The sequence below is a fragment of the Arachnia propionica genome, assembly GCF_003859805.1.
Lineage (GTDB): Bacteria > Actinomycetota > Actinomycetes > Propionibacteriales > Propionibacteriaceae > Arachnia > Arachnia propionica_C.
Genome location: NZ_RQZG01000001.1, coordinates 199,381 through 213,075 on the forward strand (window position 1 = coordinate 199,381; position 13,695 = coordinate 213,075).

A 13,695-nucleotide genomic window follows, 5' to 3' on the forward strand; every position below is an offset into this window, starting at 1 on the left:
CTCAGATGAACTGCTCGACGCGGGGGACGCCGTTGATGACCTCGCCGAGCCAGGCGCTGTAGAACTCGAGGAAGGTCAGACGTGGCTGTTCCGGGGCTGAGTTCTGGGAATGCCGACTGAGGGTCAGCGGGAAGATCCCGCTCCAGTTGGCCCGTCCGTCGAACCAGACGGTGCCGCGTTCGGGGCCGTTCAGCACGAGGAGCAGCAGGTCGCCACAGCCCAGATCGAGCAGGGGGAGCGACCCTCTGATCCATGAGGTCGAGAAGTAGCGTTCCAATCGGTCGTCCAGGTCCGGGGCCTGCTCCTCCACGGCCTGATGGACCTCATCGTCGTCCCATGCCTCGCGGAAGGGGAACTCGGCGGTGAGATCGATGACGTCGCGTCCCTCATCGGAGGGGATCAGTGGGTGTCGATCACTGGGGAGGAGCAGTCCTTGACCGGGGCCGAACCCGGGCAGCCCGCACGTGGTGAGGAAGTCCCGGTACCCCGAGGGGAGTCTGACCCCGTACTCCTGCTCGACGTGGCTGATCTCGTCGACAGGGACCGGCGGGCGGGACATGCGTGTCCGGTACACCGGGTCAGCGCACAGTCCCCGGTCACGGATCGTGGCCAGCTGGCGCTGGACGCATCCCAGCAGGTCCGAGGTCATCGGGCCACGGTGGTGCTCGCCGTGCAACTGCGGCAGAGCCCGAAGATCTCCAGGTCGTGGCCGGCATCGCTGAAGCCGTGTTCCTGTGCCACCTCGTTGGCCCAGCGTTCCACGGCCTCCCCGGCGATCTCCACGGCGGTACCGCAGGACCGGCACACCAGGTGGTGGTGGTGTCCGCTTGAGCACATCCGGTAGGCCGCCTCACCCTCTGGGGTGCGCAGCACGTCGAGGTCGCCGTTGTCGCTCATGGCCTGCAGTGCTCGGTAGACGGTGGCCAGCCCGACCTTGTCACCCACGTGGCGCAGTTCCGCATGGATCTGGGCTGCGGTGCGGAACTCCTCCGTGTTCGCCAGGAGGGCGCGGATCGCGGCCCGCTGCCAGGTGTTGCGGGTGTTAGTGCTCGTCATAGTGGTCTCCGTGGAGGGCATGTCGGTGAACCCCCACGACTTCGTCCATGTGGTCACCGTGCTGGATGACCGTCACCTTACCGGATGGGGGCCGCCTCCCGGTGGTGACCTCCGCCCGGATGTGTCCGTGTTCGCCGTGGTCCGGGATGAAGACCACGTGGCGTCGTCGGCGCTGGAGCAGCGTACCGATCATCGTCGCGACGCCCAGCAGGAGGATGGCCGTGACGACGATGGTGGCCCCGGTCGCGGTGTTCAGGTGGTATGACCCGATCGTGCCGCCGACGGCGGCGAGGAGACCGACCCCCATCGCTCCGAGCAGTGCGGAGCGGAAACTGATGAACAGCTGCTGGGAGGTGGCGACGGGGATCACCATGAGGGCACTGATCAGCAACAGGCCGACGGTGCGCATCGAGATCGTGACGGTGACGGCTGCCACCACGACGACGAGCAGGTTGAGCCATCTCACGCGCATCCCGAGCACGCGGGCGAAGTCCTCGTCGGCACAGATCGCGAACAACCGTGGCCACAGTCCCAGGGCGAAGACGAGGATGACGACGCCGAGCCCGGCGATGACCCACAGGTCGGTTTCACTGACCGAGGTGAGCGCTCCGAAGAGGAATGCGGACAGACCCGCCGGGCCTTGCCCGGCGATCCCAGCCATCATCACCCCGGATGCGATGCCGCCGTAGAACAGCACGGCCAGGCCGAGATCCCCGGAGGCCTTCCCACTCTGGCGCAGCAGCTCGACGACGACCGCGGCGACGACACAGGTCAGCACCGCCATCGGCAATGGGGCCCAGCCGGTCAGCAGGGCCAGCCCAACTCCCATGATGGCGACGTGTCCCAGCCCGTCACCGAGCAGGGACAGTCGGCGCTGGACGATGTACATGCCGATCGCCGGTGCGACCAGACCACTGAGAACCGCGGCGACGAGGGCCCGCTGCATGAAGGGGTAACCGAACATGTTCATCTCGAACCTCCCAGGGGATCCTCCAGACCGATCGGTGAACCGGGCCGGACGGGGGTGGGGCTCGGGGACGGAGGATCGGTGTGGGTGACGACGCGACCGTCGCACATCCGGATCTCCCGATCGAGCACCTCCACCATCGTCGTGGTCTCGTGCAGCACGACGGCCAGTCCGAGTCCTTGGTCACGCAGCGAACCGAGCAGGGTGGCGAGGGAGGCCTGGCTGTCGAGATCCACCCCGGCCAAGGGCTCGTCCATGACCAACAGCTCCGGCTGCGTCGCCAGGGCGCGGGCGATCAGCACCCGTTGCTTCTGGCCACCGGAGAGCGGGGCGAAGGGCCACCCGGCCCGATCCGCCAGTCCCACCGTCGACAGTGCCTCCTGGACGATCTCCCTGTCCTTCCGGGAGAACCAGCCGAACGGGCGGTGGTGGGCCAGCCTGCCCATCAGCACGACCTCGTGCACGGTGGCGTTGTGGACCTGGAGCGAGGAGTGCTGCGGGACGTAGCCCACCCGGTGCCACTGTCTGAACCGCTGGACGGGGGTCTCGAACAGGGTCAGCCGTCCCTGTTGGAAGGAGTTGAGCCCCACCAGGGTGCGCAGCAGGGTCGTCTTGCCGGAGCCGTTGGGACCGAGGATCGCCACGGCTTCCCCGGCATCGACGTGGATCCCCACGTCGCGCAGGATCGGCAGACCGCCGAGGGCCACGTACAGGCCCTCGGCGGTCACCAGGCGGGTACGGTCAGGAGCAGCCATTCGCTTCCTGCAGGGCCTTGAGGTTCGCCTTCATGATCGACGGGTAGTCGGTCCCGGGGGAGTCAGGGGTGACCCCCTCCAGTGGATCGAGCACCGCGGTCTTGAGGCCGAGGTCACCGGCGATGGACTGGGCGACCTCGGGGGAGGTGAGGGTCTCGAAGAAGATGGTGGTGACGTTGTGCTCCTTCGCCTCCTCCTGCACCTCGGCGATGCGGGCGGGGGAGGGCTGCTCGTTCGGCGACAGGCCGGAGATGCCGACCTGCTCCAGGCCGTACCGCTCGGTCAGGTACCCGAAGGCGGCGTGCGTGGTGATGACGGTCTTCACCTGGCAGCTGCCGAGGCCCTTCTTGTACTCCTCGTCCAGCGAGGTGAGCTCGGCGACGGTGGACTTGGCGTTGGCCTCGTAGGTGGCCTTGTTGGCCGCGTCGATGGTGCCGAGCTCACCGGCGATGGCCTCCACGGACCTGGCCATCAGTGTGGCATCCAACCAGTAATGAGGATCGACTCCGCCGTGGTCGTGGTCATCATGCCCCTCCTCGGTGGCATGGTCGTCGTGCCCCTTCTCGCCCTCATGGTCATGGCCGTGATCGTCCTTGCCGTCATGGTCATGATCGTGGCCGTTGTCGGAGAGGGGGTGCAGCTCGATGACGGTCGCCAGGTCGAGCTTGTGCTTCGCCTTGGAGGCCTCCACCGCCTCATCGACGGCGGGCTGGAAACCCTTCAGGTAGACCACCAGGTCGGCTTCGTCGAGACCTGCCACCTGCTGGGGGGTCAGTTCGAGATCATGGGGTTCCACCCCGGGGGTGGTCAGTGAGGTGACGGTGATCCTGTCAGCGCCGACCGCGGTGGCTGCGAACTCGATCGGGTAGAAGGCCACGGAGACGTTGAGGGTGCCGGCAGCAGGACTGTCACCTGCCGCTGGTGTGCTGCTGGTCGCAGCTGGCGAAGTGCTGGGCGAGGTTTCGGGCTGCCCACCTGAGGAGCAGGCGGAGAGCAGCAGGGTCGCAGCAGCCGCGAATGTGAGAACACGAGACTTCATGAGAATGACTATCACAGAATTGGGTGGTGAATTCAAATGGGTTCGCCCCGTATCGTTGCTCCATGCTTGCCATCTCGCGATTCACCGAAGTCGATCCACAGCTGACGCAGGGTCTGCACCGAGTCGCGGAGCACTGGCGGGCCTCGCCGGGCTGTGAGTGGGTGGAGGTCGTGCGCAATCTGGACCGGGAGGACCTGTGGGCACTCGTCAGCAGGTGGCGTGACGTCGGCAGCTATCGCCGTTCCTTCTCGGGGCATGAGGCCAAGATGCTGCTCACCCCCGTGCTGCTGCGGGCCGTCGACGAACCCTCGGCGTATCTCCGGGAGGCCGAGTTCGACTGGCAACCGCAGGAGCGGGAAGAATAGCATCATCAAGCATTGTATTCTTCCTGAGGGGAAACAGGAGGTGTCGTGTCGGGCTTCGTGGGAAGACAACAGGAACTGCAGGAACTCAGCACCTGCTTCGACCTGGTGCGCCGCGGTGGTCGGGCGGATGCCGGTCTGGCCGTGATGTTGCGTGGGCGACGGCGGGTCGGCAAGTCGCGCCTGGTCACCGAGTTCATCTCCCGGTTGAAGGTACCCGCGGTCTACTTCCAGGCGGCGCGATCGGCGCCACGGCACGAGGAGCTCAGCCTGTTCGCTGAGGCCGTGGCGCGCTCGGACCTGCCCAACTCCTTCCTGGCCGAGGGAAACACGCCGACCTCCCTCACCGCGGCGTTGCGGCTGTTGGCCGCCGCGCTGCCCTCGGATGTGCCCAGCGTGGTGGTGATCGACGAACTGCCCTGGCTCCTCGAGGGTTTTCCCGGTGGGGCGGGGGAACTGCAACGGGTCTGGGACCGCGAACTCTCCCGCAGGCCGGTGCTGCTGCTGTTGCTCGGCAGCGATCTGGGCATGATGGAGGCGCTCATGCGTCACGACCAGCCCTTCCACGGCCGTGCCACCGAGATGTTGCTGCGCGCTCTCAGCCCTCGTGACGTCGCAGCCATGACAGGACTGTCCGGCGCGGCGGCCTTCGATGCCTTCCTCATCACAGGTGGGGCTCCTCTCATCGCCCAGGAGTGGGCCGAGGGGCAGAGCCCGGTTGACTTCGTCCGGACCTCCTTCACCCGCTCCACGAGCGCCCTCGTGGTCTCGGGGGGTAGGGCGCTCGAGTCGGAGTTCCCGCCCGACTCCCACGCCCGGGCGGTGCTGACCGCGATCGGTGGCAAGGGGGAACGGGTCCGGGCCGGGATCCTCAACTCGCTCCACGGCACCTTGTCCGCGGCCTCCTTCGACCGTGCACTCGAGCTGCTGGTGGACAAGAGAATGGTGGCCGCGGATGAACCGTTGTCGACCCGGGTCGCACTGAAGGACCGGCGCTGGCGCGTCGCCGACCCGTCACTGAGGTTCTGGCTGGCCTTCGTGGCTCCTGCGGTCGCCGATGTCGATCGTGGACGCCCGGACCTCGCCTTCTCCCGGTTCGAGGCAGGCTACACCTCTTGGCGTGGGCGGGCGGTCGAGCCCGTGGTGAGAGAGGCCCTGACCCGCCTCCTGCCCGACGAGCGCTGGCCCCGGGCGCGACGGATCGGCGGGTGGTGGCCGAGGAACAACAACCCTGAGATCGACCTCGTGGCGACCGATGACCGGCCGGGCACACAGGTGAGTTTCGTCGGCACCATCAAGTGGCGGGAGCGTGAACCGCTGGGACCGGCCGACGTCCTGGCGTTGCAGCGTGGTGCCGTCCGGGTGCCCGGTGTTGACGACAGGATCCCGCTGGTGGGGGTGTGTCCAGTCGGCGGCGATGGGGCTGATCTGGTCCAGGTGTGGGATGCCGATGATCTGCTGTCCGCCTGGTGACGACCGTCTCCGATGCGTGGACACTCAGGTCAGGTAAGACTAACCTGAGTGTTGCTGCCGTGTGCCGAGGAGACAGGAGGCCCGAAGCGGCTCCGAGGTCAGGTCGGCGGCAGGCGAGGAAACTCGCCTTTTCAGCCCGAACCCTGTGCATCCGGTTCCGATCAGGAAAGTCATCCATGAGAATCTCCACATCTGCGCTGTCCGGTGTGCTGTTGTCCGCGCTCGTCCTGACTGGTTGTTGAGGACAGCAGACGCCGCAGACGGCGGAGTCAGCCCCCGCGGCCGCGGGGTTTCCCCTCACCATTGACAACTGTGGGCATCAACTGACCTTCCAGGCCCCGCCCAAGCGGACCGTCTCGTTGAACCAGTCGTCGACCGAGATCCAACTCTCCCTCGGAGTGGCGGAGACGATGGTGGGGACCGGGACCTGGACCGATCCCGTCCTGCCGGCCTTGGAGGCCGACAACGAGAAGGTGGAACGCCTGGCCGACAACGCGCCGTCGCTGGAGGCCGTGGTGGCCAAGGAACCCGACTTCGTCTCGGCATCGTTCCCCAGCACCCTGTCCGACAAGACGGTGGCCAGCCGTGAGAAGTTCGAGTCCCTGGGGGTCCCGGTCTACCTGGCGCCCAACCAGTGCGGCAAGGAGAACAACAATGCGGCACCCGAGGAGAACTTCACCATCGACAAGGTGTACCAGGAGATCGACGACTTGGCGAAGATCCATGGTGTGCCGGACAAGGGCGAGGAACTGACCACCGAGTTGAGGAAGCGTCTGGAGAGTGCCGTCGCCCAGAAGCCCGGCCAACCTGTCACCGTGTTGTTCTGGTTCGCCAATGCGGAGGCGCCCTACGTCGCGGGTGGGTCCGGTGCCTCGCAGTTCGTGACCGATCAGCTGGGACTCACCAATGTCTACGCGGACCAGCGTGATGAATGGCCGCAGGTGAGCTGGGAGGACGTCGCGGCGAAGAACCCGGACATCATCGTGATGGGGGATCTCACCCGGAAGAGCCAGACCGCTGAGACCGCCGAGGCCAAGATCGAGCATCTGAGGTCCAACCCGGTGACCGCCGAGATGGGGGCCGTCAAGAACAACCGCTTCGTCAAGGTTGCGGGCGGTGACATGAACCCCTCGATCCGTACGGTCGATCTGGCGGAGAAGCTGGTGGCCGGTATCGAGGAGTTCGGTCTGCGGTGAGGACCACCACATCAGGGCATCGGCATCGATTCAGGGTCCCGGCTCCGCCCCTGGTGGTCATCGGGTTGGTGTTCCTGATCCTCTCGATCCTCCACGCCGTCACCTTCGGGCCCTCCGACCTCAGTGCCAAGGAGGTGTGGGACGTGGTGCAGCACAAGCTGAACCTCGGCCCGGATCCGGGGCTGAGTGCGCTGCGGACCGTCACGGTGTGGGAACTGCGCATGCCACGGGTCCTGGTGGCGGCGATCGCCGGAGCCGGTCTCAGCCTGTGTGGGGTCATCATGCAGTCCCTGCTGCGCAACCCGTTGGCCGAGCCCTACCTGCTCGGGGTCTCCTCCGGAGCATCCACGGGGGCCGTACTGGTGCTCGTGATGGGCATCGGCGGTGGACTGCTCACCTTCCCGGCCGGGGCCTTCGTCGGCTCGATCACCGCCTTCGCCTGACACTGCTGCTGTCACGATTGGCAGGGGGAACCACCGACAAGATCGTCCTGGCCGGCATCGCCGTCACCCAGGGGTTCTCGGCCCTGACCTCCTTCGTCATCATGATCGGAGCGGATGCCAACGTGACACGGGGCATCCTCTACTGGCTGACGGGGTCCTTCGCGAACGTCTCCTGGTCGGAGGTGACACTCCTGGTCGGCGTGCTGGTCGTCTTCCTGCTCCTCGCCTGCGCCATGGCCGGACCACTCGACGCCTTCATGTTCGGCGAGAAGGAGGCGACGACCCTGGGGATCTCCGTGCAACGGACCCGGGTGATCCTGTTGGGATTCGCGGCACTGATGACGGCTGTGATCGTGGCCTCCTCCGGGGCGGTCGGATTCGTCGGTCTGGTGCTGCCGCACATCTCCCGGATGCTCGTCGGCTCACGGCACCGCGGGCTGCTTCCGGTCTCGGCCATCCTGGGGGCGATCTTCCTGATCTGGGCGGACACGATCGCCCGTTCGGTGTTCTCCCCGCTGGAGGTCCCGGTCGGTGTCATCACGGCACTGGTCGGGGTGCCCATCTTCGCCACCATTCTGGCAAGGACAAGGAAACGATGAAGATCGAAGCGGAGAACCTGTTGTGGCGGGCCGGTGACGTCCTGATCGTCGACGGGATCACCGTTGCGGCGATGCCCGGTCGCATCCTCGGGCTGCTGGGGCCGAACGGATCAGGGAAGTCGACACTGCTCGGGATGCTGGCGAGGACCATCCAGCCGATGGCCGGAATCGTGAAGCTGGATGGACGCAGTCATGGCGACTGGGGATCCAGGGAACTGGCTCAGGTGTTGTCCGTGGTCCACCAGAAGTCGACGACCGATCTGGACGTCACCGTCCGTGACGTCATCGACCTGGGCCGGATCCCCCACCGTCGACCGTGGGCCGGTGCCGGACGTGAGGACCGTGAGGTGGTGGTGCAGGCCGCACGACGCACCGGGATCGAGCACCTCCTGGACCGGGACTGGCACACCCTGTCCGGCGGTGAACAGCAGCGGGTGCACCTGGCCCGGGCCTTCGCCCAGGACGGGAGGGTGATGCTGCTCGATGAGCCCACCAATCACCTGGACATCGCGCACCAGCTGGACATCCTCGCCACGCTGAAGAGTGCGAAGGCCACGGTGGTGGTGGCTCTGCACGACCTCAACCTGGCCGTCACCTTCTGCGACGAGGTGCTCGTGCTGAGTCGGGGGCAGGCGGTGCGTCTGGGGCCACCGGCCGATGTCCTGACCGAGGAACTCGTCCGTGAGGTCTACGGCGTGGACGTGCGGATCCTGTACCCGGAGGGCGAGGACACCCCGTTGTTCCAGTTCCTGCGGTCGGCCTCCAACCCGGGATGACCCGAGGTGGGCCTCAGCGGAAGCTGATCAGGATGTCGCCCTCGGCGGCCCTGAGCGGCTGGTCACCCTCGGTGAGCTCGTGCCACGCGGCAGGGTCATCCGATTCCCGGTCGTCGAACAGGCGGATCTCGGAGTACAGCCCCGATGGCGTGTTCGGCAGCAGGGGGACGACGGTGGGGTGGCCGAGAGGCAGTGGACCTGACTCCGTGAGGTGGTGACACAGCCGCATCAGCAGCTTGAGCTGCGCGACGACGTCACGGTCGGGCTCATGGCCCTGGTACTGCTTCCGCAATTGCTCCTCGAGCAGCTGTTGGATCACTTCGATGCCCACCCGAAGGAGTGTAGCGACGCGCTGGACGGCCTGGCAGCGGGGGTGCGGTGAGGTGGGGATGGGCGCTGCTCCGGGCCTCGTCCAAGTCCTCTGGTATGACCGCGGCGCTGTCCCGGGCTCGAGTGCTCTGGCGCGTGTTCCAAGCTGGCATTCTGACTGACCGATTGGATGACCTGAGCAGAGCCTTCGTGCCGTTCCGGTTAGATTGTCTGACATGCAACACATGGGGGATCACGGGACGGCCAGGCACGGTGCGTCGAGGAAGGTGCTGCGCAGTCGATGGTTCATCGGGGTGGCAGCAGGTCTGGTCGGGGTCGCTGTCGGAGCCGGCGGAGGAGGTACCGGAGCACAGGGCACCAGTGCGGTTCCCGAGCCGAGGACAGTGGTCAGCACGGCTCCTGGGGCGACAGTGACCACGACGGCCACTGCCACCGCCACCACGACGGTCACGGCCACACCTGAGCCTGCACCCGTGGTCACGGTCACGGCGACGGAGACCTCGGTGGTCACCGAGACCGTGACGGCTGCCCCGCAGGGGCTGGTCGACACGAACCAAGGTGGTGTCGGGGAGAGGAAACAGCGCGACAGTGATGTCCACTACGCCTCGTGCAAGGAGGCGAAGGCGGCTGGGGCGGCCCCGCTGTACCGGGGGCAACCCGGTTACCGTTCCAAGCTCGACGGTGACAACGACGGGGTCGCCTGCGAGCGGTAGCCCGATCAGGCCACCTGGTCCAGCAGACCGGTCTCCACGTCGTAGAGGAACCCACCGACCTCGGCCCGCCCAGCGATGAGGGGGTGGGCCAGGACGGCCTTGACGTCGCGACGCAGCCGCGGCAACTGGTCAGGACTGGCTCCGAGCTCCACCCAGGAGGCGTCGATGCCACTGCGCTCGGTGATCCGACGGTGCAGCTCCTCGTCGGTGCCACTCATGGCACACCGGGTGTGGGGGATGATGAGGATCCGGTTGACCTCCAGCAACTGCACGGCCAGCACCAGGCCGGTCATGGTCCACGGCTCCACCCGACCGCCGGGGGAGCGCAGGATCTTGGCGTCCCCGCAGGCCAGGCCGACGATGGACAGCGGGTCGATCCTCGAGTCCATGCAGGTGACCACGGCGATCCCCGCCTGGGCCACGCCGGTCATGCCCGGGGGGTGGAAGTGGGAGGCGTACTCCCGGTTGGCTGCCAGCAGATCGGTGAAACTCATGAGCCCCAGCCTTCCATCTCCGGGGTCTGACGACCGCCGAGGGCTGCGATCATCCCCGCCGTCGCCTCCCCGGAGCCATCCCGACGCAGATTGACCGGGGGGAGCTCCACCGGACGTCCATGGGCGTCAGCTGCGGTCACGAGGGCGCCGACACCTGCCAGCCTCAGCACGGACTCTCCCTTGAGGAAGCGCTGGCAGCGGACCCCACCCGTCGCCCTTCCCTTCGAGGGGTACTCCGACAACGGGGTGACCTTCACCCCACCGACCGCCTGGCCGAACAGGTCATCGGCCATCCCGGCCACCGTGACCACCAGGTCCTGCTCCGGGTCCACACCGCCGAAGAACAGCACCTCGGCCCCGGCGTTCAGCTTGATCCCGGCGACACCACCTCCGGAACGTCCCTGCGGCCGCACCACGTCCGCAGGGTAGTGCAGGAGCTGGGCATCCGTCGTGACGAAGGCCAGGCCGGGGGAGCGGAGCTCCACCGCACCGACCACCTCGTCACCGTCATCGAGCCGGATCACGTCCCACGAGTCCTTGCCCAGCACCTCCGGGTTCACCCGCTTCACGACGCCGCGGCGGGTGCCGAGTGCCAGACCGGGCCCTGCGGGATCGAGACTCGTGAGACCGACCACCCGCTCACCGCTCTCCAGGGGCCACAGCTCACGGATGTCGGTCCCGCCCATGAGGTTGGGTGCGGTCGCGGTCAACGGCACCGTCGGCAACTCGATGGCGCGGGCCCGCACCAGCCGTCCTGTGTTGGTCACCACCCCGAACTCCGCACGTGCAGAGGTCGGCAGGGTGGCGACGAGCACGTCGTGGTCACTGCGTGGACCGGCAGTCGGGATGGGCGCCCGTGAATCGGTGCGAGCGGCTCGCCCGGAACTGGACAGCAGCACCCAGCAGGGGTCATCGGGTACCTCAAGTGGTCCGGTGGCCCTGACCGCACCGTCGTTGGCCAGCAGCACCGTACGACGGGCGTCACCGAACCGGGCCGCCACGTCGTCGAGCTCCGAGGCCACGAGGCGGTTGAGCACGGCGGGATCATCGAGGACCTCCTGCAGCGAGGCGATCCTGGATGCCAGGTCGTCGGCCTCGGCATTCAGCTCGAGCGTCGAATACCTGGTCAACCGGCGCAGCTGCATGTCCAGGATGTGGTTGGCCTGGATCTCATCCAGGTCGAAGGCGGCCATGAGACGCTCTCGCGCCTCGGAGGCGTTCTCACTGGTGCGGACGATGGCGATGACGTCATCGATGTCGGCGATGGCCACCAGCAGGCCGCGCACCAGGTGGAGACGATCCTCGGCCTTGCCCAGCCGGTGTTCGGTGCGCCGGATGGTCACCTGGATCCGATGGTCCAGGTACACCTCCAGCATCTCCTTGAGCGGCATGGTGCGGGGCTGGCCGTCCACCAGGGCCACCGCGTTGATGGCGAAGGTGTCCTCGAGCTTGGTGTTGCGGTGGAGCTGCTCCAGCAGGGCCTCGGGGTTGATCCCGTTCTTGACCTCGATCACCAGACGGGTGCCGTTGGTGAGATCGGTCAGGTCCTTGACGTCGGCGATCCCGGTGAGCTTCTTCGCGTCGACGGCCTTCTTGATCTGTTCGATGATCTTCTCGGGGCCGATCATGTACGGCAACTCGGTCACGACGATGCCACGCCGACGAGGGCTGACCTGCTCGATGCGGGTCCTGGCCCGCACCTTGAACGATCCCCGACCGGTCTCGTATGCCTCACGGATCCCGTCGAGCCCGATGATCCGGCCCCCGCCCGGGAAATCAGGGCCGGGAAGGTGGCGCATCAAGGAGTCGAGATCGATCTCCCGGTTCGTCAGCAGGGCCTTCAGCGCAGCCACCACCTCCACCAGGTTGTGCGGTGCGATGTTGGTGGCCATGCCGACCGCGATTCCCGCGGCGCCGTTGACCAGCAGATTCGGGAATGCGGCCGGCAGCACCTCCGGCTCGGTGTCCTTGCCGTCGTAGTTCGGGCGGAAGTCCACCACGTCCTCGTCCAGCCCCGCGGTCATCGCGACGGCAGGATGGGCCATCCGGCACTCGGTGTAGCGCATCGCCGCAGGACCGGCATCGAGCGAGCCGAAGTTGCCGTGACCGTCCACCAGCGGCAGCCGGACCGCCCAGGGCTGGGCCATCCGCACCAGGGCGTCGTAGATGGCACCGTCACCGTGGGGATGGAGGACACCCATCACCTGTCCGACGACCCGGGCACACTTGACATGGGCCTTCGACGGGTCGATCCCCATGTCGTCCATGGAGAACAGGATTCTGCGTTGCACCGGTTTCAGGCCGTCCCTGGCGTCCGGCAGGGCTCGGGAGTAGATGACGGAATACGCGTACTCGAGGAAGCTGGACTCCATCTCCTCGGTCACGTCGACATCGAGGATGTGCTCCTCGAACTCCTCAGTGCTGCTCGTCATGTGGTCGTGTCGCTCCCTGGGTCTCACACATCGATCTCGCGAAGTTTATCCGCGAGTCCGTCACCATCGGGTGCACGAACCTCCGGAGCGAGGTCCGGTGTCCACTCCCAGGGGTTCTCGGTGCTGGCCCTGATGCCGTGGGCCAGGGCATGTTCACCGGGGGTGAGTTCCCTGATCGCCCGGGCCCGGACGTGCTGGGGCTGCAAGGTGGCGAACTCGGCGTACAGTTCCGGGTCGTGCTGACCGTCGTCGCCGACCAGGACCCAGCGGATGTTCGGCAGGTCACGGGCCAGCTCGCGCAGGCAGGTCCGCTTGTGCTCGGCGCCACTGCGGAACCAACCCGTGTTCGTCGGTCCCCAGTCGGTCAGCAGCAGCGCGCCGTCGGGGAAGCCGTGTCGGCGCAGGAACCGGGTCACCATCGGATAGGTGTTCCAGGCCCCCGTCGAGATGAAGATGAGTGGGGCTCCGGGATGGGCGGCCAGCAACTGCTGATAGAGCCGAGCCATACCGGGGACCGCCTGCCTCGCGCCCTCGGTGAGGACGAAGGAGTTCCAGGCCGCGACGAGGGGTCGGGGAAGCCAGGTCGAGATGATGGTGTCGTCGATGTCGGAGACGATCCCGAAGCTCTGGGCCTCATCGATCACGTGGACCGGGGCTGAGGTCGAGGATCCCGAGCCGCCACGGATCTCGACGTGGTGCCAGCCCACGGGCAGACCGTGGTCACGGATGCGGACGTCGATGTAGCCGCTGCGATCCGAGACGACCGGGACACTGAGATCGCCGATCACGATCTCGGCTGGGCTGCTCACCCGGTTGGTGTTGATGAAGTTGCGCCAACCACGACGGTGCAGCAGCTCCGTGGCCGCCTGGACGATGCCTCGACGGTTGGGGGGTTTCAGGGTGATCCGGGCGAGGATGCGCAGTTGACCGGTGGTGCCGAAGCCCGTGTAAGCGGTGATCGACTCCTGCCAGCCCATGCGTACGAACATCCTCTCGAGGAACCGGTTGACGCGGTCCTCGATGCGGGCGGCGAAGAACGGCCGTGACTTCATGACAGACA

Annotated in this window: 16 protein-coding genes; 7 read left to right on the forward strand and 9 right to left on the reverse strand. The window is 66.9% G+C overall.

What is annotated here, in order from left to right; all coding sequences use genetic code 11:
- Window position 1 precedes the first annotated feature (1 nt).
- Genes EII34_RS00950 through EII34_RS00970 form a run of 5 tightly spaced genes read right to left on the reverse strand, consistent with a single transcriptional unit; the run spans window position 2 to window position 3,817 of the window.
- Window positions 2-649, reverse strand: coding sequence for an SMI1/KNR4 family protein (locus EII34_RS00950; protein ID WP_124841843.1), 648 nt, complete (start codon window positions 647-649; stop codon window positions 2-4).
- A complete protein-coding gene (locus tag EII34_RS00955; protein ID WP_124841845.1) occupies window positions 646-1,056 on the reverse strand; it encodes a Fur family transcriptional regulator in 411 nt (136 codons plus the stop codon). The genes EII34_RS00950 and EII34_RS00955 overlap by 4 nt, the downstream gene beginning before the upstream one ends.
- Entirely contained in the window at window positions 1,043-2,026 is a 984-nt protein-coding gene (locus EII34_RS00960) for a metal ABC transporter permease (RefSeq protein ID WP_124841847.1), read from the reverse strand. The genes EII34_RS00955 and EII34_RS00960 overlap by 14 nt, the downstream gene beginning before the upstream one ends.
- Window positions 2,023-2,778 (reverse strand): metal ABC transporter ATP-binding protein, encoded by a 756-nt coding sequence (locus EII34_RS00965; protein WP_260424999.1) that lies wholly within the window; start codon window positions 2,776-2,778, stop codon window positions 2,023-2,025. Before EII34_RS00965 ends, EII34_RS00960 begins: the two co-directional genes overlap by 4 nt.
- Window positions 2,765-3,817, reverse strand: coding sequence for a metal ABC transporter substrate-binding protein (locus tag EII34_RS00970; protein WP_124841849.1), 1,053 nt, complete (start codon window positions 3,815-3,817; stop codon window positions 2,765-2,767). Before EII34_RS00970 ends, EII34_RS00965 begins: the two co-directional genes overlap by 14 nt.
- A 62-nt stretch (window positions 3,818-3,879) precedes the next feature.
- Between EII34_RS00970 and EII34_RS00975 the strand changes: the two genes are divergently transcribed.
- From EII34_RS00975 to EII34_RS00995, 6 genes are all read left to right on the forward strand, one after another.
- A complete protein-coding gene (locus EII34_RS00975; RefSeq protein WP_124841851.1) occupies window positions 3,880-4,182 on the forward strand; it encodes an antibiotic biosynthesis monooxygenase family protein in 303 nt (100 codons plus the stop codon).
- A gap of 45 nt (window positions 4,183-4,227) precedes the next feature.
- Window positions 4,228-5,652 (forward strand): ATP-binding protein, encoded by a 1,425-nt coding sequence (locus EII34_RS00980; RefSeq protein ID WP_124841853.1) that lies wholly within the window; start codon window positions 4,228-4,230, stop codon window positions 5,650-5,652.
- A 359-nt stretch (window positions 5,653-6,011) separates the two neighbouring features.
- On the forward strand, window positions 6,012-6,848 hold the full coding sequence (locus tag EII34_RS00985) for an ABC transporter substrate-binding protein (protein ID WP_260425000.1): 837 nt from the start codon (window positions 6,012-6,014) through the stop codon (window positions 6,846-6,848).
- Complete coding sequence (locus EII34_RS16395) at window positions 6,845-7,291, forward strand: iron chelate uptake ABC transporter family permease subunit (protein WP_260425001.1); 447 nt, start codon at window positions 6,845-6,847, stop codon at window positions 7,289-7,291. The genes EII34_RS00985 and EII34_RS16395 overlap by 4 nt, the downstream gene beginning before the upstream one ends.
- 17 nt (window positions 7,292-7,308) lie before the next feature.
- A complete protein-coding gene (locus EII34_RS16400) occupies window positions 7,309-7,890 on the forward strand; it encodes a FecCD family ABC transporter permease (protein ID WP_260425002.1) in 582 nt (193 codons plus the stop codon).
- Complete coding sequence (locus EII34_RS00995; protein WP_124841855.1) at window positions 7,887-8,666, forward strand: ABC transporter ATP-binding protein; 780 nt, start codon at window positions 7,887-7,889, stop codon at window positions 8,664-8,666. The genes EII34_RS16400 and EII34_RS00995 overlap by 4 nt, the downstream gene beginning before the upstream one ends.
- 13 nt (window positions 8,667-8,679) lie before the next feature.
- Here the strand turns inward: EII34_RS00995 and EII34_RS01000 are convergent, their stop codons facing one another.
- The gene (locus EII34_RS01000) at window positions 8,680-8,997 is read right to left on the reverse strand and encodes a hypothetical protein (protein ID WP_124841857.1); all 318 of its coding nucleotides are present in this window, start codon (window positions 8,995-8,997) and stop codon (window positions 8,680-8,682) included.
- A 214-nt stretch (window positions 8,998-9,211) separates the two neighbouring features.
- Between EII34_RS01000 and EII34_RS01005 the strand changes: the two genes are divergently transcribed.
- Entirely contained in the window at window positions 9,212-9,709 is a 498-nt protein-coding gene (locus EII34_RS01005; RefSeq protein WP_221620156.1) for an excalibur calcium-binding domain-containing protein, read from the forward strand.
- A gap of 5 nt (window positions 9,710-9,714) precedes the next feature.
- Here the strand turns inward: EII34_RS01005 and EII34_RS01010 are convergent, their stop codons facing one another.
- The 3 genes from EII34_RS01010 to EII34_RS01020 are packed head-to-tail and all read right to left on the reverse strand — an operon-like array spanning window position 9,715 to window position 13,687.
- Entirely contained in the window at window positions 9,715-10,203 is a 489-nt protein-coding gene (locus EII34_RS01010; RefSeq protein WP_124841859.1) for a beta-class carbonic anhydrase, read from the reverse strand.
- On the reverse strand, window positions 10,200-12,635 hold the full coding sequence (locus EII34_RS01015) for a DNA gyrase/topoisomerase IV subunit A (RefSeq protein ID WP_124841861.1): 2,436 nt from the start codon (window positions 12,633-12,635) through the stop codon (window positions 10,200-10,202). Before EII34_RS01015 ends, EII34_RS01010 begins: the two co-directional genes overlap by 4 nt.
- A 23-nt stretch (window positions 12,636-12,658) precedes the next feature.
- On the reverse strand, window positions 12,659-13,687 hold the full coding sequence (locus EII34_RS01020) for an App1 family protein (protein ID WP_185711106.1): 1,029 nt from the start codon (window positions 13,685-13,687) through the stop codon (window positions 12,659-12,661).
- Between the last annotated feature and the right edge of the window lie 8 nt (window positions 13,688-13,695).

Bases quoted from the DNA above. Each gene is read 5' to 3' on its own strand.
- EII34_RS00950 (WP_124841843.1), bottom strand. From the start codon at position 649: ATGACCTCGGACCTGCTGGGATGCGTCCAGCGCCAGCTGGCCACGATC.
- EII34_RS00955 (WP_124841845.1), bottom strand. From the start codon at position 1,056: ATGACGAGCACTAACACCCGCAACACCTGGCAGCGGGCCGCGATCCGC.
- EII34_RS00960 (WP_124841847.1), bottom strand. From the start codon at position 2,026: ATGAACATGTTCGGTTACCCCTTCATGCAGCGGGCCCTCGTCGCCGCG.
- EII34_RS00965 (WP_260424999.1), bottom strand. From the start codon at position 2,778: ATGGCTGCTCCTGACCGTACCCGCCTGGTGACCGCCGAGGGCCTGTAC.
- EII34_RS00970 (WP_124841849.1), bottom strand. From the start codon at position 3,817: ATGAAGTCTCGTGTTCTCACATTCGCGGCTGCTGCGACCCTGCTGCTC.
- EII34_RS00975 (WP_124841851.1), top strand. From the start codon at position 3,880: ATGCTTGCCATCTCGCGATTCACCGAAGTCGATCCACAGCTGACGCAG.
- EII34_RS00995 (WP_124841855.1), top strand. From the start codon at position 7,887: ATGAAGATCGAAGCGGAGAACCTGTTGTGGCGGGCCGGTGACGTCCTG.
- EII34_RS01005 (WP_221620156.1), top strand. From the start codon at position 9,212: ATGCAACACATGGGGGATCACGGGACGGCCAGGCACGGTGCGTCGAGG.
- EII34_RS01010 (WP_124841859.1), bottom strand. From the start codon at position 10,203: ATGAGTTTCACCGATCTGCTGGCAGCCAACCGGGAGTACGCCTCCCAC.
- EII34_RS01015 (WP_124841861.1), bottom strand. From the start codon at position 12,635: ATGACGAGCAGCACTGAGGAGTTCGAGGAGCACATCCTCGATGTCGAC.
- EII34_RS01020 (WP_185711106.1), bottom strand. From the start codon at position 13,687: ATGAAGTCACGGCCGTTCTTCGCCGCCCGCATCGAGGACCGCGTCAAC.